Origin of the sequence: Kaistia sp. 32K, assembly GCF_016629525.1 — a bacterium.
Classification (GTDB): Bacteria; Pseudomonadota; Alphaproteobacteria; order Rhizobiales; family Kaistiaceae; genus Kaistia.
In genome coordinates this window covers 1,847,522-1,869,336 of record NZ_AP024269.1, presented here as the reverse complement: position 1 = coordinate 1,869,336, position 21,815 = coordinate 1,847,522, and the positions used below count along the sequence as shown (strand labels likewise).

The window sequence follows — 21,815 nt, the reverse complement described above, 5'->3', positions numbered from 1 at the left end:
TTTCACCTTCAAGGTGAAATTTCCCGTTCCGGCTGCTAGAAAGCGGCCCAAATCCAATAATCAAAGTCCAAAGGTCCGGCCGTCATGAGCGCCTTCAAGTCCGAGTTGATGCAGATCCTGACCGAGCGTGGTTTCGTCCACCAGTGCTCGGATAGCGAGGGGCTCGACCGCCGCTTCGCCTCGGAATCCGTCACCGGCTATATCGGCTTCGACGCCACGGCGAAGAGCCTGCATGTCGGCTCGCTGATGCAGATCATGATGCTGCGCTGGATGCAGAAGACCGGCCATCGCCCGCTGGCGCTGATGGGCGGCGGCACGACCCGCATCGGCGACCCGTCGTTCAAGGACGAGGCGCGCAAGCTGCTCACCGACGAGATGATCGACGAGAACCTGGCCGGCATCCGCAAGGTGTTCGCCAACTACATCGATTTCGAAGGCGGCGAGCGCCCGGCCATCATGGCCAACAACGCCGAGTGGCTGAACGGCCTGCAGTACATCGACTTCCTGCGCGACGTCGGCCGCCACTTCTCGGTCAACCGCATGCTCTCCTTCGATTCGGTGAAGATGCGGCTCGACCGCGAACAGTCGCTGTCCTTCCTCGAATTCAACTACATGATCCTGCAGGCCTACGACTTCGTCGAGCTGAACCAGCGTCACGACGTCATCCTGCAGATGGGCGGCTCCGACCAGTGGGGCAACATCGTCAACGGCATCGAGCTCGGCCACCGCATGCTCGACAAGCAGTTCTACGCGCTGACGACGCCGCTGCTCACCACCTCGTCCGGCGCCAAGATGGGCAAGACCGCGAACGGCGCCGTCTGGCTCAACGCCGACATGCTCGGCTCCTACGAGTTCTGGCAGTTCTGGCGCAACACCGAGGATGGCGACGTCGAGCGCTTCCTGAAGCTCTACACCGAGCTGCCGCTCGACGAGATCGCCCGGCTCGCGGCGCTCGGCGGCTCCGAGATCAACGACGCCAAGAAGATCCTCGCCACCGAGGTGACGGCGCTGGCGCATGGCCGCGCGGCAGCGGAAGAGGCAGCCGAGACGGCGCGGCGCACCTTCGAGGAAGGCGCTCTTGCGGAAAACCTGCCGACGATCGAGGTCGGCGCGTCGGAATTCGCCAATGGTCTCGGCGTGCTGTCGCTGTTCGTGCAGGCGGGCCTCGTCGCCTCGAACGGCGAAGCGCGGCGCCAGATCAAGGGCGGCGGCCTGCGGGTCAACGACCAGGCGATCACCGACGAGAAGGTGCTGGTCGGCCCGGACGCGCTGACCGCCGAGGGCGTGGTGAAGCTCTCGCTCGGCCGCAAGAAGCACATTCTGGTCCGCCCGGTCTGATCGGGGAGCGGTGTCGCTCCCGGGCTGCATTCGCAAAACTCGGCCATCATCCTGAGGTGCCCGGCAACGCCGGGCCTCGAAGGAGGGTCCAGGGAACGCCTGATTTAGGTCGCCGCGCGGATTTCGCCGGATTTCGTCTGCAACTGGGGTGCCCCGCTGGAGCCTCCTTCGAGGCTTCGCTTACGCGAAGCACCTCAGGATGATGGCGGAGCCGGTCGATTGGCCTGAAAGGCGCAGGTGCTTTAGCGGCTCCGAGCTGTGGGCCGGATCCCGACGACGTGAAACAAAAAAGGGCGGTGCCGAGGCGCCGCCCTTTTTCGTTTGCCGTCAACGCTCGTCGCGTTCAGCCCTTGTCGCGGTCCAGCCCGACCCGCGCCATGTCGAAGGGCGTGGTCTGGTAGACGTCGTTGATCCAGTTGCTGAACAGGAGATGCGCATGGCTGCGCCAGCGGTTCTCCGGCCGCCGCGTCGGGTCGTCGTCCGGGAAGTAGTCGACCGGCAGCGGCATGGCGGGATCGATCGCCGCGTCGCGATGATACTCGTCCGCGAGCGAGGTCGTGTCGTATTCGACGTGGTTCAGCATGTGCAGCATGTGGTGGCCGGGATCCTCGAGCAGGCAGAGGCCGGTCTGGTCGCTCTCGGCCAGCGTCCGGAGCCCGCTTCCCGTGGGAACATCGGCGCTGCGCACCTCGGTCCAGCGCGACACGGGGATGGTGAAATCATCCGAGAAGCCGCGCAGATAGGGCGAGCTCGGCAAGAGGCTGCGATGGCGGAAGATGCCGAACGCCTTGGCGTCGAGGTCGTGCTTCGGCATGCCGTGGAAATGATGCAGCGCCGCCTGCGCCGCCCAGCAGATCGTCAGGCCGCGATGCACATGCGTCTGCGTCCAGTCGAGGATGCGGCGCATCTCGTCCCAGTAGCTGACCGCCTCGAACGGCATGCGCTCGACCGGCGCGCCGGTGATGATGAAGCCGTCGAAACGCTCCGACTTCACGTCCTCCCACGGCTGGTAGAAGGCGAGCATGTGCTCGGCCGCCGTGTGGCGCGGCGTGTGGTCGGTGATTCGCACGAGGGTGAGCTCGACCTGCAGCGGCGAGGCGCCGATCAGGCGGGCGAACTGCGTCTCCGTGGAGATCTTGTTGGGCATCAGGTTCAGGAGCCCGATCCGGAGCGGGCGGATGTCCTGACGGACCGCGTCGGTTTCCCGCATCACCACGACGCCCTCAGCCTCGAGCGTCCGCGAAGCAGGCAAATCGTCAGGGATCTTGATCGGCATTCATGCGTCCTCTGCAGCGAGGGCGGACGCTTGGTGGCTGGATCCGTTTGGTTGCCGGCTCGGCCACATCCTCTCCGAAGGAGAGTGCCACCTTGCCCGGATAGGCAGGTTGGCGTTGGGCGTCGCCCCAACTCTTGATGTAGGACCGCTTCTATCGCGACTGGAGCGATTTGGCAAAGAATTCTATCGCGACTGCCGCGCGCGAAGCGCGGGAACCGAAACGAAAAGGGGCGGCGCCCGAAAGCGCCGCCCCTCGATTTCGTCCGGTCCGGGAGTTTCGCCTTAGAAGGCGACGCTCAGGCGGCCCTGCACGGAATTGTCGGCCGCGTCGCTGGCGATCTGGCCGGCGTAGAACAGGCCGAACTTGGCGCCCGCCGTCACGTCGACGTCGAAGCCGGCCTTGAGCAGCAGCGCGTCCTTGGCGATCGGCGCGCCGGTCACCTGGAAGGCGTCGCCACCGGCGAAGGCCAGAGCCGTCGTCGGGGTCACGTCGCCCCAGGCATGCTGCCATGCGGCGGCGCCCTGCAGCGTCACGGCGGTGTTGCCGACGGCGATCTTGTGATCGGCGCGGAGGCCGAGCGTGCCGTAGGTGACGCTCTGGTTGTTGCTCGCGGCGGTGAGAGCCGCCGAGCCACCCGTCTCGCTGTAACCATCGGTCGAGAGATGGACATAGGCGAGGCCGGCGAAGGGCTCGATCTTCGTCGCGGCGCCGACGGCGACGTCATAGCCGAGTTCGCCGAAGACCTGCGTCGTGCCGGCGGAATAATCGGCCTTCACCTGCTCGAAATAGTTCGGCAGCACGACGTTGCGCGTCGTGTCGATGTCGTTCCAGGTGTAGCTGGCGCCGAGGCGGACATTCACATCGGCGAACTTGCCGCCGGCATAGGCCAGCAGGTGGTAGTTGTCGCTGTTGCCCGACGAATTGCGGTCATCGAGGTCGAAGTTCGTCCGGCTGTAGCCGGCGGCGACGCCGAGCAGCCAATCGCGACCGAAGTCGCGGTCGTAGCCGACCAGGATACCGCCGGTAGAACGGTCGACCTTGGCGGCGTTGCCGTCGCTGTCGCTATGGCCCCAGGAACCGAAGGCCTGCGACCAGAACGTGTTGGCCTCGGCGACCGGCGCCTGCGGGGCGCCCGGGAACGGAGCCGCGCTGCGCTTCTCGCCCTCGGCATAGCCGGAAGCGAGGCTGACGGACGGCGTGGCAGCACCCTTCGAGGGATACTGCAGGCGGCCGAGCACGGCGTCGCGCAGGAAGAGACCGTCGTTCAGCAGCACGCCGGAAGCGCTGGCATGGACCTCGCCGGAGATCGCGTCGAGGGCCGCCGGAGCGTTGGCGCGCGAGACGACTTCCAGCGCCTCATAGAGTGCGCCGCCGCCTACCGAATCGAGCCCGTTGCCGGCCGCCGCCTGATTCGGCGTCAGCGCGGCCGAGGCGAAGGACTTGTCGCGATCGAGGCGCAGAGCGAGATTCTGCTTGTCGCCGACAATCTCGCCGAAGAGCAGTTCCGGCGTCACGAAGGCGAAGTCGGTCGGCGCCAGGGTGAAGTTGTCCGACGCGCCTTCCTGCCGGAAGCTGTCGGCCGAGACGATCGTGTAGTCGTGATTGGCCTTCAGGCCGGGGTTCGCGCCGATCTCGAGCGTCGCGCCCTGCAGATCCGCCTGGCCATTGACGACGATCCGGCCCGCCTGGTCGTTGCCGTCGATGCCAACGATAAAGCGGTCTTCCGCGCCGAGCGAGAAGTTGCCGTTGACGTTCAGCTGCGTGCCGCCGGCGAGATCGAGCGTGGTCGTCGTGTTGACCGGGCCCGGCCGGTCGAAATCGCGCAGGCCGAACTGAGTGGTGGAATCAAGGGTGACGGAACCCTCGGCGATCCGCAGGCCGCTGATCTGGTTCGACAGCGTGCCGATCGTGAGATCGCCACCGCCGACTTTGTTCAGCCCGCCGGTGCCGTTCAACTGACCCGACCAGCTCGCACCCAGACCGCTCGTGTCGATCGTCGAGACGGTGCCTTCCTTCAGCGTCGCATTGACGCTGGTCACGAGCTTCTGGCCATCGACCTTGATCGTGCCGCCGCCGAGATTGAACGTGTAGGCGCCGGTCGTGTTGGGGCGATTGGCCATCAGGCTGTTGCCACCGATCTTCAACGTGCCGCCGTCGAGGTCGTAGGTGCCGGTGCCGCGACCGGCCAGATGAAGTTGGGAGCCATTCGCGATGCTGAGCACGCCGCCGGTCTGGTGGATTTCGCCGGAAGCCGTGCCGGCGCGATCCGCCAGCTCTCCGCCGAAGCCGATCGTCAGATAGGCCTTCTCGCCGATCCGGACTTCACCGCCCTGGATTTCGAGCAGGCCGGTGCTGTTGCCTTCATTCCGATCGTTGCGGCCGATGGTCAGGCGCGCATTGTTGATATCCAGGACACCGCCGCTGATCGTGTAGGTGCCGTTGCCGCCCTGGTTGCCGATATGCATCGCGCCGCAGCGGGCCAGGTCGTCACAGTCCTTCGAAACGGTCACCGTGCCGCCCGTCTGCGAAACGGTGCCGGTGCCGCCCCAGTCGCCGACCGAAAGGGTGACGTTGAAGCGCGCCGATGCGCCGTCGCCGATCGTCATAGCGCCGCGGTTTCCGGTGCCCGAACCGACCGCCAGATAATCGATGAAGTTGCTGCCCTTCAGCGCCAGCGTGCCGCCGGTGACATAGGCCTCGCCGCGGGTCATCGTCACGCCGTCGAACGTCAGCGTACCCGTGCCGCCCTTGTTGAAGCGGCCGTAGTTATTGCTCGGCGTCCAGGAATTGTTCTCGTTCTGGACCGTGCCCGAGAAGACGAGATTGTCGGCGGAGATGACGTGGAGAAAGTTCGGCGCCTTGATGTTGATCGTGCCGCCAAGCGCGTCCAAATCAGCCTGGCTCGAAACCGTCCGGTCCGTCGTGATGTCCGTCGCGGACGCCGTTCCGGTGATCGCCGCGATCACGGCCAGCGAAACGCCGGCGGTCAGCGACGCGCGGGCCGTGCGGCCACGATTAATGCGAGATGACATTCTGCCCCCAAAACTCAGTTACAGCACCGTCGGCATCCCCGGGCGGGAATCGGCCGACACGCACCGTGCCCTACGATGTGCTGCTGCAACTCTACGTTCAGGATATTAAGGGATCAATATTAATTCGGAATTGTTTCGATCGGAAACGCTCCGCTCGAATGCCGACGCGGCCGCGATCGCAGGCGTGTCCGCCCGCCCCTGCCCCAAGGACGCTACGTCGTCCCGAGCCCGTCAGTTGACGGGGAATTCGAAGATTTTCCGGAAGATTCCGGGCGTGATCGCCGAGAGCGGGTTGATCATCAGGCTCGGCGCGTTGAGCTTGCCCTCGACCTTGAAGGTCACGCCGATCAGGCCGCCCTGGCTGCCGCCGCCGAGCGCGAGCCCGATGATAGGAAGCTTGCCGAACAAATTATTGAAGGCGTAGGCCGGCAGGTAGGTGCCGGCAAGCGACACGGTCTGCCTGGCGAGGTCGAGCGTACCATTAAAGGTTGCACCGACGGTTGCGCCGCGCAGGATGGCGTCATCGATCACGACGATGGAGCCGCGCTTGGTGTAGTCGAGCCGCATGCGATCGAACGGCACGTTGTTGGGATCGACGCCGGTGCGCGTCGCCGCCGGACCGCTGCCGTTCGTCGCCGAGACGAGGCGTGCCATGGACGGCTCGCCGACGATGCGGAAATTGAGCACGTCGAAGATGCCGGAAAACGGCCCCGTCGCGCCGACGCGCCGGCCGGTCATGGTCAGTCGTCCGCCGGTGATGCGGCTATAGATGTCGATGAAGCGGAAGACGCTGCCGGCGTCGCCGGAATTGACGCGGAGCTCCGCCTGGTCGCCGCTGTCGGCATAGCTCAACGAGATGCCGCCGCTATCGAGCACGCCTTCCACCGTCGCCTTGCGGACGGTGCCGCCGCGCGACTGCACCACCAGGGCGGCGTCGGAAAGCGTCGCCTGGTTGAAGCCGATCAGCGTGCCGACCTTGGCGTCGACCGAGATGTCGGCGGCGTTCTCGTTCGGACCGGCGGCGGCCGCCTTGTACTGCGCGATCAGGCCGCGCACGTCGAAGGACGGGCCGCGCGCGACGATCGAATAGCCGTTGCCCTTGCGGCTCAGGCTGACGGAAAGCTTGTCGCCCTTGCGGAGCGCCAGGTTTTCGAGCTCGGCCGAGATGAGGCCGTATTTGGCGTCGAGCACCGCCTTGCCGCGGAAGCCGAAGCCGTCGCCGGTCGCGACCATGTTGTCGACGGCGAAGCCGTTCTTGGTCGGTTTCAGGTCGAAGCTCAGCTTGGCCGGAACGCCGATGCCCTTGGACCAGCCGACCGATTGCAGCACCAGCCGCGCCTGCTTGAGATCGAGCTCGTAATGCTGGCCCTTGGCTCCGTCGCCGAGGTCGGAGACCGTGGCGCCGACCGTGCCGCCGATGACGTCGTCGAGGCCGATGCCGAGTTGCTTGCGCGCCTGGGCGTCGAGGCTCAGCGTGATCTTGCGCCGGCCCTCGTCGCCGTCGCCGTCGCCGTCCGCGTCGCCGAGCGGCTGCGCCAGGTCGATCGACGCCTGCACGCCGTTGATGGTTGCCTTGCCGTGGATCGAGACCTCGGCCGGGGTCGCGACCATCGACAGCGCGCCGTTCTTGATCGTCTTGCCCTCGATCGGCGTCGCGCTGGCGAAGCCCGACGTCGTCAGCCCGACGCGCCAGTCGACCTCGGAGGGCGTCAGGCCCGGCTTCAGCGGCAGCTTGACCGAAATGCTGGCCTGCCCCCGGCCCGAAAGCGTCGCCGGGTCGATCGAGCGGCGCTGCATGGCGAGGATCGGCTCGCTGTCGGCGATTTCGGCCATGGCGCCGACATCGCCCTCGAGCTGCAGCTCGATATGGCCTTCGGGGAAACGCTGCGCCGTGTTGGAGATCGCGAAGGCGCCGACCGTCACGTCCAGCGTCTTGCCGGACGGCGCCGTGATGAGGCCCTTCTCCATGTCGACGCCGAAGGTCGATCCGGCGAGCACGGCGTTGCCGCTGGCGCCGGTGATCGACGGAATGTTGCCGATTGTGGTGAAGGAGACATCCTCCAGCCGCATATCGAGGCGCATGTTGTCTTCCGGCAGGATGACGCGCTCGCCGGTCCAGAGCACGCCGGCCGGCACCGCCGCCTCGAAACGCCCCGCCTCGAGCGTGCCGCCATGGACGTGCTCGTACACCCATTTGCGCGCGCCGCCGGCGAGGAAAGGCGGCCACATCTGCTTCAGCGTCGAGATCGCCATCGGCGAGAACGAAGCCGCCATGGCGAGCGAGGGCGTCGCCCCGTCGAAGCCGAGCGAGCCGGCGGCGGCGATCGATCCGCCCTGGGTGTTGATCGCCGCATCGGTGAAGTCGAGCCGCCGCGCCGGGATGTCGGCGGTGCCGACGATGGCGATGCGGTCGGCGATGATCGGCGGCGCGTTGGCGTCGCTCGCGAACAGCATCGCGTTGCGGCTCTCGAGGTTGAAGCTGTAGCGGCCGTCCGGCTTGTCGCTGAGCGGCTTGACCTCGCCGGCCACCACCATGCGGGTATCGCCGAAGAAGAGCGAGGACGGCTCGACGACGATGGTCCGGCGCGGGACGTCCCAGCGCAGCCGGATCGTCGCCTCGTCGAGCAGCACGGTGTCCTTGCCGATGCCGGAGACGATGTTGCCGGCGCCGAGATCGAGGCGGACAGCGGCGTTCTCGACCTCGCCCTTCTCGTTCAGGCGGACCGTCGCGCGACCGAACAGCGGCACGTCCGATTGCAGCTGGCTGTCCGGCCGGCCGAGATCCGGATTGATGTCGGCGAGCGACAGCTGCGAGAAGACCAGCGACAGCATGCGGGCGCCGGTGGTGTCGTCCACGGTCCGCTCGGCGATGATCCCCCACCGGCCGGCATAGCCGGAGGTGTCGAAATTCGCCTTCACGGTCCCGGTTTCGGCGTCGACGGTGAGCGCGATGTCGGTGTGCCCGAACGTGCGCTGCTGCAGGCGGCTCGCATCCCAGACCTGGATGGTCGAGGCGTCGATCGACAGGCGCTCGAAACCGCGGTCGAGCGCGAGCTCGATCGCCGGGTCGAGCGCGCCGTTCAGCGTGCGCAGCGCCGTGATGAGGTCGGGGAAGCCGCCGTCGATTTCGCCCGGTGGCTCCGCCGCGACGGGCTCGGCCGGCGCGGGCGACTGCGCCGGCGCGGCGTCGGTCTGGGCGCGCTCGGCGCGATGGATGGTGTTCGGCGTGCCGAGATAGACCCGGCCGGCCCGGCTGCGCACCAGCGAGATGTCGGCATCCGAGATCTCGATCGTCCGGACGTCGAGGCGCAGGCGGAGCAGCGACAGCGGATCGATCGCCAGCCGCGCCGCCGGCACGCGCCCGACGACGGCATCGTCACGATCCCGGATCGACACCTCGTCGACCTCGACGACGAGGCCGAGAACGGGATCGACATCGATGGTTGTGCGCCCGACCTTGACGCCATAATCCGGCCCGAGCCGCGACGACAGCGTGGCGATGACCCGCTCGCGGACGACATCGAACTCGACTGGACCCGTGAAGACGATCGCGGCCAGCATGCCGACGACGATCATCACCGCCAGCAGGATAGCCCCGAGCAGCCGCAGCAGCAGCCTTGGCCAGCCGCCCCGCTTCTTCGGCGGACGATCACGGCGAGGCCGATGCGCGCGCGCCGATGGGAACTCGTCCAGGCGAATGGTCAGGCCTCAAATCCCTTGCCTGCCGCGCCCGGGCTCGGGAGCGGCGTAAACCCTGGTGTCGGGAGCCGGTGCGAATATCCGCCAGCCTCCTGTCCGCGATCACAACCGGAATCGCGAACAGATCCAAGCCCCTCTTGCAAAATCCCCGTCAATTCTGCTTGTCACGCCAGAGAAGTGCGACGAAAGGAAGGCGCATGCCCGCCCTGCCCCAAGGCTCCCCTGCTCCCGATTTCGACCTGCCCACAGATGGCGGCGGCAGAATCAGTCTGGCCGACCTCCGCGGACATAAGGTCGTCCTCTATTTCTATCCCAAGGACAACACCGCCGGCTGTACCTTGGAAGCGATCGACTTTTCGGCCCAGGCCGCCGCCTTCGAGGCCGCTGGCACAAAGGTGGTCGGGATTTCGGCCGATTCCGTCAAATCGCATGATCGCTTCAAGAAGAAGCACGATCTGACGATCCCCCTCGCCTCCGACGAGGAGAAGACGATGCTGGAGGCCTATGGCATCTGGGCCGAGAAGCAGATGTACGGACGCACCTTCATGGGCATCGTGCGCACGACCTATCTCATCGACGCCGAGGGCCGGATCGCCCGCGTCTGGGAGAAGGTCAAGGTCTCCGGCCATGTCGAGGAAGTCCTCGCCGCCGCGCGGAGCCTGTGAACGCACCGATGTCGTCCGACCTCCGCAGCCTCGCCGCCGCCTCGGCGCGCATCGTCGCCACGCGCGATCTCGACGAGAAGGTCGAGCTCGCCTTCGCCACCGCCAAGGCCTGGTTCGGCCGGCGCCTGTCGCTTTCGGCCGGCACGCTCGACGGCGCCATGCCGGACAGGCCGGGCCGGCCCGACCGGCCGATCCTGGTGCCGCCGCGCGAGCTGCCGAAGCGCTCGGTTCATTCCGAGCATGGCCGCATCTCGATGATCCATTCGCTCGCCCATATCGAGCTCAACGCCGTCGACCTGACCTGGGACCTGGTCGGCCGATTCGTCCGCGTGCCGCTGCCCCGCTCGTTCTTCGACAATTGGGTGCAGGTCGGGCTGGAGGAAGCTAAGCACTACGCGCTGCTCGCCGACCGGCTCAAGGAGCTCGGCGCCGCCTATGGCGACCTGCCGGCGCATGACGGGCTCTGGCAGGCGACGCAGGAGACCGGCCACGACCTGACGGCGCGGCTGGCGATTCTCCCGCTGGTGCTGGAAGCGCGCGGCCTCGACGTCACGCCGCCGCTGATCGACAAGATGAACGAGGTCGGCGACGCGGCGAGCGCCAACATCCTCTCGATCATCTACCGCGACGAAAAGCGCCACGTCGCCTTCGGCGCCAAGTGGTTCCGATTCATGTGCGATCGCCACCGCCTGCCGCCCGAGCCGACCTTCCGGCAGCTGGTGATCAAGCATTTCCGCGGGCCCCTGAAGCCGCCCTTCAACGACGCCGCCCGCTCCGAGGCCGGCATGACGCCCGGCTTCTACCGCCCGCTGGCGCCCCGCGCCAACGGCTGAGCCCCGGGTCTTGCTGGGGACGGCGGGCCTCGGGACGCCCTCCGTCAACCAAGCCTTAACCCTAACCGATTTTAATCGTGGCGAAGCGGTCGTGTCCTCGGCCACAGACAACCGTCGCCATGGTTGGAACGTCAATGCCGAGTGCCTACCCGGAACCCCATCATCCTCTTCGCGTGGATCTGGTCCACCACCTGCCCGAGCCCCCGCTGCCGGAGCCGCGTCGCGCTGGCCGCAATTCGCTCCCGAAACAGGCGAAGCAGCCCAAACCCACGAAGCCGCCAAAGCTTGCGAAGACGCAGATCGCCATCGCCCATCGCGAAGGCGTGCGCACGATCCATCTCCGTCCGCGGACGCTCGCGCTCGGCGGCGCCTGCCTGCTCGTGCTGTCCACGCTCTATTTCGGCGCGACCGCCTATCTGGTCTACCGCGACGATCTCCTGAACGCGGAAGCCGCGCGCCAGACCGCGATCCTCGCCAGCCAGAACGTGCGCGAGGCCCGCGAAGTCGAGGCGAGCGCCATCTATGAGGGCGAGATCGCCTCGCTGCGCGGCACGATCGACAGCCTGACCAAAGAGATCGACCAGCTGAACGCGGTCCGCTCGAAGGAAAATGCCGGCGTCGACCAGAAGGTCCGCGACCTGCTCAACCGGCAGAAGGAACTGGAGCTCAGACAGGCGGCGCTGACCAAGCTCAGCGAGGCGGCGCGCCGCGCCGGGCTCGATGTTCCGGCACCCGGCTCTGCCAAGGCGCGCAGCACCAAGGGCCGCGGCAAGTCCAACGGCCCCGACGTGACCGGCTCGATCTCCCCGACCGTCGCCAAGCCGGTCGCGCAATTCGCCGACATGGGCCTGCGCTCGCCCGGCAAGGGCCAGAAGGTCGGAGCCGGCCCGGCGCCGATGCCGCCCGATCCCCGCCTCGCTCCGCTTGCCCGACAGCTCGACGCCATGCAGGCCGACCAGGACGCCGTCGTGCTGGCGATGGCCGGCAAGATGTCGACCCGCACCCGCAAGATCGAGACCGTGCTGAAGCGTCTCGGCCGGCCCGTGCCCAAGGGTCGCAACCAGGGCCGCGACCAGGACGTCGGCGGCCCGTTCGTCCCGGTCTCGGCCGGCGATATCGACTTCAAGAGCGAGGTCGCCTCGCTCGCCGACGAGTTCGACCGCTTCGCCAAGCTGCGCTCGATCGCGCAGGCGCTGCCGCTGAAGCGGCCGATCGGCACGGCCGATATCTCGAGCCGCTTCGGCACGCGCAAGGATCCGTTCCTCGGCCGCCTCGCCATGCATACCGGCATCGATTTCCGCGCCCCCACCGGCCTTCCGGCCAAAGTGGTCGCGGACGGCACGGTGATCGCTGCCAGCTACAATGGCGGCTACGGCAACATGGTCGACGTCGACCATGGCAATGGCGTCGTGACCCGCTACGGCCATCTGAGCCAGATCGCCGTCAAGGTTGGCGAGAAGGTCGTCGCCGGCCGCCGCATCGGCAATGTCGGCTCCACCGGACGCTCGACGGGCCCGCATCTGCACTACGAGATCCGCATCAACGGCCAGGCGATCGACCCGATGGAATATCTCCGCGCCGGCCAGGAAATCAGCGACTGGATCTGACCGTCTGACGATCCGAATACCCGCGCGCCGCTCCGGCGCGTGGCCCCAGCAGCCACGAATTCCATGACCACCTCCGCCATTCCCGACGATGACGCCTGGACCGCCTGGCATCCGGCCGAGCTCGGCCAGCGCCTGCGCGGCATCGGCAGGCCCTGGCACGTCGTCGGCGGCTGGGCGCTCGATCTCTGGCATGGCCGAGAGACGCGCGAGCACGAGGACCTCGAGTTCGCCGTCCTGCGCGACGATCTCGATGCGTTTCGCCACGCGCTCGCCGGCATGCAATTCTTCACCGCCGGCAGCGGCATCGTCGCTCCCTTGCCGGACGGCGCGGACCCTGCCCCGGAGATCTTCCAGATCTGGTGCCTGGATCCCCTGGAGCGGCGCTGGCGCGTCGACATGATGATCGAGCCGGGAACGCCGGACGAATGGGTCTACCGGCGCGATCCGCGACTGGTTCGCCGCCGCGCGGAGATGATCGCGACGACGGCGGACGGCCTGCCCTATCTGAAGCCCGCCGCCGTGCTGCTGTTCAAGGCGAAGCACGTCCGCGGCAAGGACGAGCTCGATTTCGCCAAAGCCCTGCCGAAGCTGGAGACGGCCGAGCGCGCATGGCTGAAGGCTAGTCTCCAGACGCTGCATCCCGGCCATCCCTGGATCGACGCGCTGTAGCCTCGGCAATCTGTCCGGCCTACGTCCGCTGCCGTTGATTTGACCGCAACAATCGGATCGCCGCCGTCTCGGACCGCCCCTATCCCTCGACCTCCCATTCAAGGAGGTTCTTCATGTCCATGCTGCAAGACAAGGTCGCCATCGTCACCGGCGCATCGGCCGGCATCGGTCGCGCCGTCGCCCTGTTGCTCGCCGAGCAGGGCGCCGCCATCGTGCTCAACGCACGCGGCCAGGCTGGGCTCGACGCGGTCGCGGCCACCATCCAGGCAAGCGGCGGAAAGGCCCACGCCGTCGCCGGCGACGTCGGCCGCGAGGTGACGCATGAAGCGCTCGTCGCTGCCGCCACCGAGCGCTTCGGCGGCCTCGATATCGCGATCAACAATGCCGGCATGGTCGGCCCGATCCTGCCGCTCGCCGAGGTGACGGTCGCCGACTGGCAGGAGACGCTGGCGGCGAACCTGACCTCCGCCTTCCTCGCCAGCCGGCACCAGATCCCCGCCATGCTCGCACGCGGCGGCGGATCGATCGTCTTCACCTCGACCTTCGTCGGCACCAGCGTCGGCATCCCCGGCATGTCGGCCTACGGCACCGCCAAGGCGGCTCTGATGGGACTGGTGAAGGGCATCACCGCCGACTATGCGAGCCGGGGAATCCGCGCCAATGCGCTGTTGCCGGGCGGCGTCGATACGGCGATGGCGGGCGACCAGGCCCAGAAGGACTGGGCCGCCGGCCTGCATGCCCTGAAGCGCATCGCGCAGCCGGAGGAGATCGCGCAGGCCGCGCTCTTTCTCGCCGGCCCGATGTCGAGCTTCGTGGCCGGATCGGCGCTCTATGCCGATGGTGGCAATGCCGCGGTGAAGTAATCGCGGCCCGTTTGAGGCGCCGAACCGGCGCCTCAGGCGTGAAATCGCCGGCGGTACTCCGCCGGCGACAGGCCAACGATGCGGGCGAACACCTTGCGGAAGGCGCCGGCGTCGCCATAGCCGACGTCGAAGGCGATCTGGTCCACCGAAAGCGCGCTGAACTGCAGGAGCTCGCGCGCCTTGTTCACCTTCAGCTCCTGCTGATACTCGGTCGCCGTGCGGCCGGTCGCCTTGCGGAAGCGGCGCAGGAAGGTGCGCTCCTCGAGGCCGGCATGGGCGGCGAGGCTTTCCAGCGAGGCATCCTTGGCGCCCTGCCCGTGCAGCCAATGCTGCGCCTGCAGCACTGCCCTGTCGCCATGGTCGAGGCGGGGAACGAAGGTGCTGTAATAGCGCTGCTCGCGACCCGGCGGATCGACCAGCAGCATCCGCGCCGTGTCGAGCATGACCTCCGAACCGAGATAGCGATCGACGAGGCGAAGGCCGAGATCCGTCCACGCCATCATGCCGCCGGCGGTGACGAGATCGCCCTCGTCGACGAGCAGCCGGTCGATATCGAGGCGCGCATCGGGAAAGCGGCGGTGGAAGCGCTCGCCGAGCACCCAGTGCGTGGTGACGGTGCGGCCGGCGAGGAGCCCCGTTTCGCCCAGCAGGAACACGCCGGCGCAGGCCGCGACCAGCGTGCCGCCCGCCGCGTGGAAGCGGCTTAGCCAGGCCGCATAGGGCGCGGCGTCGGCCGGCTCGACCGGCCCGGCGAGGCTCGGAACCGCGATGAGGGCCGCCGGCTCGCCCGCCACCCGCTCCGGCAGGGTGTCGAAGACACGGCCGATCGCGCCCTCCGGCCCGTTCTGCCGCCAGTGCGAGACGCGGATCGTCCCGGACTTCGCCCCGTCGCGGCCACGGGCCATCCGGTTCGCCATCGCGAACAGATCGGTCAGGCCGAGCACGGCCGCCATCTGGACGTCCGGGTAGAGCACCATGCCGATTTCGGTCGTCCGTTCGGTCGCCATTTGTCGATATCGAACCTCAGATTGTCGATTTCGCCAATTTAGCGCGGGAAAGCCGGCCTGCATACTGCCCCAATCGTCAACCCAGGAGCAGGAGCCTCACATGACCCAGCGGGCCCTCGTCATCGTCGACTTCCAGAACGACTATTTTCCCGGCGGCAACCTGCCGCTCGTCGGCCCCGACGCGGCGGTCGCCAATGGCGCGCGCGTCCTCGCGGCAGCGCGCCGGCGCGGCGACACGGTCATCCATGTGCAGCACCAGTCGCTGGCGCCGGGGGCGACCTATCTCGTGCCCGGCACGCATGGCGTGGAGATCCACGACGCCGTCCGCCCGGCCGAGGGCGAGCCGGTGGTGATGAAGCACTTCGTCAACGCGTTTCGCGACACCGAGCTGAAGGCGACGCTGGAGGAGCATGGCGTCGAGGAAATCGTCATCGTCGGCGCGATGAGCCACATGTGCATCGCCGCCGCCGGGCGCGCGGCCTCCGATTTCGGCTATCGCACCACCGTGCTCCACGACGCCTGCGCCACGCGGGACCTGGAGTTCGAGGGAAGCGTCATTCCGGCCGCCGAGGTGCACGCCGCCAACATGGCGGCGCTCGCCCTCGCCTATGCCAGGGTGATCGCCACGGCCGAGCATCTCGCGGCCGAGCCGGCGCTCTCCGTCGCCTGACCGGATGCGGCGGCGTTCGCTCGAAAACGTTCCTAGCCGAGCGCCGCCTGCTCCCGGCAGATCCGGTCCACCAGGGCATCGAACTCGCCCTTCGGCGGACGCTGCGTCGCCAGGCGCTGCTTGAGGTGCTGGATCGGCTCGGCCAGGATATCGTCGAGGCTCTCGGCGCAGTGAAAATCGCCCACGACGCTCTTGATCTTCGAATTGTCGAAGATCGCCGTCCACGCCTTGTCGCCGGTCAGCGGGCCGATCCATTCCGGATTGTAGCGGACCAGCGTATCGGTCGGCACATGCACGATCTTGGCCTCGACGCCGAGCAGGCGGGCGATCGCCTTCTGGATGTCGTCCCAGATATGGGCGCGGTCATTGGTGATGTGGAAGACATCGTTCAGCGCCGCCTTGTTGCCGAACAGGCCGACGAACGGCACGGCGAAATCGACCGACCGGGTCAGCGTCCACGGCGTATGGCCGTCGCCGGCGACGATCGTGGGCTCACCGTCCAGCATGCGGCGCGCCATGATATCGCTGTCGCCCATCATGATCGGCAGGCCGGTACGGACGGTATGGCTGGGGCGCACGATGGTCCAGTTCAGGCCCTGCGCCGCCTCAAGCAATTTCTCGCAGGCGATCTTGGCCTGGCTGTAGGGCCAGTACGGATTGATCGCCGGCGTCTTCTCGGTGATCACATAGTGGCGCGCCGGCTTTTCATAGACCGAAGCTGACGAGATGAAGATGTACTGGCCGCAATGGCCGGAGAAGATCTCGATGTCCCGCGCCACCTGATCCGGCGTGAAGGCGATGAACTGGCACACCACGTCATAATTGGCCTTGGCCAGATCGGCATATTCCGGCCCCGCCAGCTCGCCGATGATCGACGTGACACCGCGGGGCAGTTCGCTCTCGCTTTTGCCGCGATTGAAGACGCTGACGTCATGCCCCTGCGCCACCGCGCGTTCGACGCATGGGTAGGAGATCTGGCCGGTACCGCCGATGAAGAGAATGCTCAGCGCCATCTGAAAACCTTTGTCGGAAATGCAGGGATCACCGCTCCAGCGAAGCAGGCATTCCCGGAGGACGCAACCCGTCGGAACGATATTGCCGAGACCAAACGACAAAGGGCGGAGCCTGGCTCCGCCCTCCGGATTTCAATCGACGCGATTCGTCAGCCGACGTCTGATCAGTCGATGTCCTGGACGTCCACGGCGGGGCCGCCGAGGCGCTGCGCCAGCGCGGCTTCCATGAACTCGTTCAGGTCGCCGTTCAGCACGTCCTGCGGGCTGGTGCTTTCGACACCGGTGCGCAGGTCCTTCACCAGCTGGTACGGCTGCATGACGTAGGACCGGATCTGGTGGCCCCAGCCGATGTCCTTCTTGGTCGATTCGGTCGCCATCGCGGCCGCCTCGCGCCGCTCCAGCTCCGCCTCGTAGAGGCGCGAGCGCAGCATCTCCCAGGCGGCGGCCCGGTTCTTGTGCTGCGAGCGCTCGTTCTGGCACTGCACGACGATGCCGGACGGCATGTGCGTGATGCGCACGGCCGAGTCGGTCGTGTTGATGTGCTGGCCGCCGGCGCCCTGCGCGCGATAGGTATCGATGCGGCAGTCGCTCTCGTTGATCTCGATCTCGATCGAATCGTCGACGACCGGATAGACCCAGATCGAGGCAAAGCTCGTATGGCGGCGCGCGGCGCTGTCATAGGGCGAGATGCGCACGAGACGGTGCACGCCCGATTCGGTCTTCAGCCAGCCATAGGACTGCTCGCCCTTGACGAGGATGGTGGCCGACTTGATGCCCGCCTCTTCGCCGTCGTGGACTTCCAGGAGCTCGACCTTGCGGCCGCTCTTCTCCGCCCAGCGCGTGTACATGCGCAGCAGGATGTTGGCCCAGTCCTGGCTCTCGGTGCCGCCGGCGCCGGCATGGACTTCGACATAGGTGTCGTTGCCGTCGGCCTCGCCGGACAGCATCGAATTGACCTGGCGCTTGCGGATGTCGCCCTTGAGCGCGACGATCGCGGCCTCGGCATCGGCGATGATCGAGGCGTCGCCTTCGGCCTCGCCCATCTCGATCAGCTCGATATTGTCGGCAAGCTCGCGCTCGCTGGTCTTGACGGCGTTGATGCCGTCCTCGAGCCCCTGGCGCTCGCGCATCAGCTTCTGCGCCTTCTGGGGATCGTCCCAGAAGTTCTGCGTCTCGGAGAGGGCGTTCAGTTCAAGCAGGCGTCTCTGGGCACGATCCCAGTCAAAGATGCCTCCTCAGCAGGGTTATGCCCTGCTTGATTTCGTCGACGATCGTCTCGATCTCGGCTCGCATTGGATAGACGTCCAGTTCTCGTTCGGGCAGGTTTCCCTGCCGGGTGCGGCAACATAGTGATGCCCCCTTCCCATGTAAACCAAGCGGACGAACCGAGGAGACCTCCATGACGCCGCTTCCCAAGCCTTTTCAGCCGCGAACTTCGCGGCTGCCGAGAAGCCTTCGCCTGCTGCCCGCCATGGTGCTGCTGCTCGTCTCGGGCAGCGCGTTCGCCGAGGGCACGATGGCGGCGCGGACGCTGACCAAGACCGACAAGGGCCGCCTCGACCGCTACGAGGCGACGCGGGCGGAGGCCTTGAAGGAAGCCCGCGCCGGCGGCGGCCAGGGCGACGTGTCGATGATCGACGCGATGTTCGCGATCCAGCCGCAGCCGATCCTCGGCGTCGACATTCGCGGCAGCTACAATTGCCGCACGATCAAGCTCGGCGGCGGCCTGCCCCTCACCGTCTATGACTGGTTCGCCTGCCGGATCGACGAGGACGATCTCGGCTATCGCCTCGTCAAGACGAGCGGATCGCAGCGCCTCAGCGGCCATTTCATCGACGAGAGCGACAAGCGGCTGATCTATTACGGCGCCGACCATTTCGCGAACGAGAAGCCGCGCCGCTACGGCGCCAAGGCCGACAACGACCAGGTTGGCTATTTCTACAAGACCGGCCCGAAGAGCTACCGGCTCGACCTGCCGGAGCCGAAATTCGAATCGAAGTTCGACATCATCGAGCTGAAGAAGCGGTGAGGTTCGGCAGGGGGCGTGCGGGGCCGGCCTTCTTTCTTGAACCTCCCCCTTGAGGGGAGGTCGAAAACGCCCTGGCGTTTTCGGGAGGGGGCGCTTCGCTCAGCTCGCGGCAAGTCCGACGAAGAACCCCTCCCCAAGACCGCCCCAAGGCGGTCTTGACCCTCCCTCAAGGGGAGGGTTCAGGACGCGTTGAGGTCATTGAAGGATGCCCTTCCCTCTACAGCAGCGTGCCGCTCAGGATGACGAGGGCGACCGAGAAGTAGATGACCAGTCCGGTCACGTCGACGAGCGTCGCGACGAAGGGGGCCGAGGCGCTGGCCGGGTCGAATTTCAGCCGCTGCAGGATGAAGGGCAGCATCGAGCCGGTCATCGAGCCGAAGGTGACGATGCCGAGAAGGCCGGTGCCGACGGTCGCCGCGACGAGCATCCAGTGCTCGCCATAGTCATAGAGACCGAGCAGCTGCCAGGCGGTAATGCGGACGACGCCGAGCGTGCCGAGAATGGCGCCGAGCGACAGGCCGCTCGGCAGCTCGCGCAGCGCGACGCGCCACCAGTCCTTCAGCTTGACTTCGCCGAGCGCCAGCGCGCGGATGATCAGCGACGTCGCCTGCGAGCCGGAATTGCCGCCGGAGCTCATGATCAGCGGGATGAACAGCGTCAGGACGATCGCCTTCTCCAGCTCCGTCTCGAAATGCTGCATGGCGGTCGCCGTCAGCATCTCGCCGATGAACAGCGCGCACAGCCAGCCGGCGCGTTTCTTCATCATCGTCAGGAAGCTGATGTCCATGTAGGGCTCGTCGAGCGCCTCCATGCCGCCGAACTTCTGCACGTCCTCCGTATTCTCGGCGAAGATCGTATCGATGACGTCGTCCACCGTAACGATGCCGACGACATGGAAACGCTCGTCCACGACCGGGACGGCGAGCAGGTCGTATTTCGAGAACAGCTGCGCGACGTCCTCGCGGTCCGTCTGCGGCGAGACGGTGATCGGGCGGCGATGCCGCGCGGCCGACAGCACCTCGGCGTTGAGCTCGGCCGCGATCAGGCGGCGCAGCGAGACCGTCTGCACGAGCTGATGCGTCACGGGATCAAGCACGCAGATCGTGTAGATGGTCTCCCGGCTCTTCTCGACGGCGCGGATGTGCTGCAGCGTCTGGCCCACGGTCCAGCTCGTCGGCACGCTGACGAACTCGGTCGTCATGATGCTGCCGGCGCTGCCCTCGGGAAAAGCGGAGAGGCGCTTGACGGCGCTGCGGGTCTCGGGATCGAGCCGGCCGATCAGCTGCGTGCGCAGCGGCTCGTCGATCTCGGCCAAGAGGTCGGTGGCGCGGTCGGCCGACATGCCGCCCAGGATGCGGACGGCCCGCTCGATCGGCAGGTTCGAGAGCACCTCGACCGATTCATAGAATTCAGGCTGATCGAGAATCTCGATCACGCGCTCGTCCGACAGCCCCGCCAGAAAGGCGGAGATCGCTTCGGGTTCGTGTTGGTTGAGAAGTTCTACGACGTCGGCGACATGCTCGTCGTCAAGGCGGGATGCCTCGACGCGCAGCGCCGCCTCGTCAGCGTGGACGATATCTTCCATGGCTTACTCCGATCGGCCGCCGGCAGACCGAGTGAGCCGATCTAGCGATCAGTTCATCGCGGCCTTGGGCGGCGCCTTTATTCGACTGCTACTGTCGCTCGACATGAAGCTGGGGGTTCCAGTGGGGGCCGGCCCGCGAACGGACACCGGCTTGACAAGTAGTCAGGTGCGCCACTCGCAGCGCCGCGTCAAGCTCTTTCCGACGCGCTTATTTTTTGCCGCAGGTCGATCGGGACGTGCAGAACGCGGCGACCACCCCTCCAATCGATCGGGAAGGCCGGACAGAGGCTTAGCCGGTAAAGAAAGACCCCCGCAGCGGCTCAGCGCAGCGCCACCAGAACCGCCCCGGAGGCGATCAGAAGCACGCCCAGCCAATTGCGCGGCGACAGCGTTTCGCCGAGGAAGGCGACGCCGAAAATGGCGACGAGGACGACGCTCAGCTTGTCGATCGGCGCCACCCGCGCCGCGTCCCCAAGGCTCAGCGCCCGAAAATAGCAGAGCCAGGACGCGCCGGTGGCGAAGCCCGAGAGCACGAGGAAGACATAGCTGCGCGGCGCGACAGACCCGAAGGGTTGCCACTTCCCCGTCGCCGTCAGGATGAAGGCGATCGTCAGTAGGATGACGATGGTGCGGATGAAGGTGGCGAAGTCCGAATTGACGCCGCTGATGCCGACCTTCGCGAAGATGGCGGTGAGCGCGGCAAAGGCCGCGGAGAGCAGAGCCCAGAAGAACCACGACGACATCATGTTCGGCACCACCGCATCCCCGGCCCGGAAGCAAGCGTTGCAGAAGGCGGAGCGGGACGCAATGCGGCGTGCAGGTAGCCGCTTACTTCGGGAGAGTGACGGGCAACGGCGCCGATGCCGCCCTCGCCGTCATCCCGGGCTTGACCCGGGATCCATTCAGCCGGGTTGGTTGGCGCGCGGAACGCCCGGTGCCTCGGATGCATGGATCCCCGCCTGCGCGGGGATGACGGCGGAGCCTGATGCTCAGGTCAGCGCTCGAACCATATAGCTGGCGTCATCGTCGTAGCTGCGGAGCTTTTCCGTGAGCGCCGGGTGCGCCACTGGCTCGAAGCCGTGGCGGCGCCAGAAGCCGGTCGAGCCGTTGACGGCGACCAGCGAGACGTCGGGGCAGCCCGCCCGGAGCGCGCCCTCGAGCAGGATGCGCACGACCTCAGAGCCCGCCCCCTGCCCGCGCGTTTCGGGAAGCAGAGCGAGATCGTGGATGTAATAGGTCGAAGGCCGCTCCGGCAGCGCGACGAGCAGCGTGTTGAGCGACGGCGGCGCGAAAGCGAGCGCCGGATGGCTCAGCACATAGGCGATGAGCGCGCCATCCCGCTCATAGACCCAGCACCCCTCCGGCCAGAGCCGCAGCCGCTCGGCGAAGATTTCCGGGTCCTCGGGATAGGCCTCGTGCACGCGCGCGGCGATCGTCTCGACCGCGGCCAGATCGTCCGGCCGCATCGGCCGCCAGAAACTCGTCATTCGTCTCGAAGGTCCCGCAAAACGGTCGGGCCGCGGATAAC

At 67.0% G+C, this 21,815-nt stretch carries 17 protein-coding genes and 1 riboswitch; of the genes, 8 read left to right on the top strand and 9 right to left on the bottom strand.

The genetic code is table 11. From position 1 onward, the window contains the following. The first annotated feature begins 84 nt into the window (after positions 1 to 84). The gene (gene tyrS, locus K32_RS08350) at positions 85 to 1,338 is read left to right on the top strand and encodes a tyrosine--tRNA ligase (protein WP_201403572.1); all 1,254 of its coding nucleotides are present in this window, start codon (positions 85 to 87) and stop codon (positions 1,336 to 1,338) included. Positions 1,339 to 1,681: 343 nt separating this feature from the next. On the opposite strand, the gene metA is transcribed toward tyrS, so the two are convergent. The 3 genes from metA to K32_RS08335 form a co-directional block, all read right to left on the bottom strand. Beyond that, positions 1,682 to 2,614: a homoserine O-succinyltransferase gene (gene metA, locus K32_RS08345; protein WP_201403571.1), complete on the bottom strand. Its 933-nt coding sequence runs from the start codon at positions 2,612 to 2,614 to the stop codon at positions 1,682 to 1,684. A 37-nt stretch (positions 2,615 to 2,651) separates the two neighbouring features. Next, a riboswitch (SAM-I-IV-variant riboswitch) is annotated at positions 2,652 to 2,760 on the bottom strand. Positions 2,761 to 2,896: 136 nt separating this feature from the next. Beyond that, positions 2,897 to 5,647: an autotransporter domain-containing protein gene (locus tag K32_RS08340; protein WP_201403570.1), complete on the bottom strand. Its 2,751-nt coding sequence runs from the start codon at positions 5,645 to 5,647 to the stop codon at positions 2,897 to 2,899. Positions 5,648 to 5,878: 231 nt separating this feature from the next. After that, on the bottom strand, positions 5,879 to 9,223 hold the full coding sequence (locus tag K32_RS08335; RefSeq protein WP_244669971.1) for an AsmA-like C-terminal region-containing protein: 3,345 nt from the start codon (positions 9,221 to 9,223) through the stop codon (positions 5,879 to 5,881). A gap of 320 nt (positions 9,224 to 9,543) precedes the next feature. Here K32_RS08335 and K32_RS08330 point away from each other — a divergent pair, with 320 nt between their 5' ends. From K32_RS08330 to K32_RS08310, 5 genes are all read left to right on the top strand, one after another. Continuing rightward, positions 9,544 to 10,011, top strand: coding sequence for a peroxiredoxin (locus K32_RS08330; RefSeq protein ID WP_201403568.1), 468 nt, complete (start codon positions 9,544 to 9,546; stop codon positions 10,009 to 10,011). An 8-nt stretch (positions 10,012 to 10,019) separates the two neighbouring features. Then, the gene (locus K32_RS08325; RefSeq protein ID WP_201403567.1) at positions 10,020 to 10,844 is read left to right on the top strand and encodes a ferritin-like domain-containing protein; all 825 of its coding nucleotides are present in this window, start codon (positions 10,020 to 10,022) and stop codon (positions 10,842 to 10,844) included. A gap of 134 nt (positions 10,845 to 10,978) precedes the next feature. After that, entirely contained in the window at positions 10,979 to 12,451 is a 1,473-nt protein-coding gene (locus K32_RS08320) for a M23 family metallopeptidase (RefSeq protein ID WP_201403566.1), read from the top strand. 63 nt (positions 12,452 to 12,514) lie between these two features. Then, the gene (locus K32_RS08315; RefSeq protein ID WP_201403565.1) at positions 12,515 to 13,120 is read left to right on the top strand and encodes a nucleotidyltransferase domain-containing protein; all 606 of its coding nucleotides are present in this window, start codon (positions 12,515 to 12,517) and stop codon (positions 13,118 to 13,120) included. Positions 13,121 to 13,233: 113 nt separating this feature from the next. Further along, positions 13,234 to 13,983: an SDR family oxidoreductase gene (locus tag K32_RS08310; RefSeq protein WP_201403564.1), complete on the top strand. Its 750-nt coding sequence runs from the start codon at positions 13,234 to 13,236 to the stop codon at positions 13,981 to 13,983. A 32-nt stretch (positions 13,984 to 14,015) separates the two neighbouring features. On the opposite strand, the gene K32_RS08305 is transcribed toward K32_RS08310, so the two are convergent. Then, positions 14,016 to 14,990, bottom strand: coding sequence for a GlxA family transcriptional regulator (locus K32_RS08305; RefSeq protein WP_201403563.1), 975 nt, complete (start codon positions 14,988 to 14,990; stop codon positions 14,016 to 14,018). Positions 14,991 to 15,090: 100 nt separating this feature from the next. Here K32_RS08305 and K32_RS08300 point away from each other — a divergent pair, with 100 nt between their 5' ends. Then, positions 15,091 to 15,660, top strand: a complete 570-nt coding sequence (locus tag K32_RS08300) for a cysteine hydrolase family protein (protein WP_201403562.1) — start codon at positions 15,091 to 15,093, stop codon at positions 15,658 to 15,660. Positions 15,661 to 15,692: 32 nt separating this feature from the next. On the opposite strand, the gene K32_RS08295 is transcribed toward K32_RS08300, so the two are convergent. Next, positions 15,693 to 16,673, bottom strand: a complete 981-nt coding sequence (locus K32_RS08295) for an SDR family oxidoreductase (RefSeq protein ID WP_201403561.1) — start codon at positions 16,671 to 16,673, stop codon at positions 15,693 to 15,695. Positions 16,674 to 16,837: 164 nt separating this feature from the next. After that, a protein-coding gene (prfB, locus tag K32_RS08290) for a peptide chain release factor 2 (protein WP_201403560.1) occupies positions 16,838 to 17,966 on the bottom strand; the annotation gives its coding sequence in 2 pieces (ribosomal slippage) (positions 16,838 to 17,896 and positions 17,898 to 17,966; 1,128 coding nt in all). Between the two features lie 106 nt (positions 17,967 to 18,072). Here prfB and K32_RS08285 point away from each other — a divergent pair. Further along, the gene (locus K32_RS08285; RefSeq protein ID WP_201403559.1) at positions 18,073 to 18,702 is read left to right on the top strand and encodes a DUF4893 domain-containing protein; all 630 of its coding nucleotides are present in this window, start codon (positions 18,073 to 18,075) and stop codon (positions 18,700 to 18,702) included. Positions 18,703 to 18,919: 217 nt separating this feature from the next. On the opposite strand, the gene mgtE is transcribed toward K32_RS08285, so the two are convergent. The 3 genes from mgtE to K32_RS08270 form a co-directional block, all read right to left on the bottom strand. Then, entirely contained in the window at positions 18,920 to 20,287 is a 1,368-nt protein-coding gene (gene mgtE, locus K32_RS08280; RefSeq protein WP_201403558.1) for a magnesium transporter, read from the bottom strand. 320 nt (positions 20,288 to 20,607) lie between these two features. Continuing rightward, positions 20,608 to 21,033 (bottom strand): EamA family transporter, encoded by a 426-nt coding sequence (locus K32_RS08275; RefSeq protein ID WP_201404412.1) that lies wholly within the window; start codon positions 21,031 to 21,033, stop codon positions 20,608 to 20,610. Positions 21,034 to 21,276: 243 nt separating this feature from the next. Further along, positions 21,277 to 21,774: a GNAT family N-acetyltransferase gene (locus K32_RS08270; protein WP_244669905.1), complete on the bottom strand. Its 498-nt coding sequence runs from the start codon at positions 21,772 to 21,774 to the stop codon at positions 21,277 to 21,279. Positions 21,775 to 21,815: the final 41 nt, after the last annotated feature.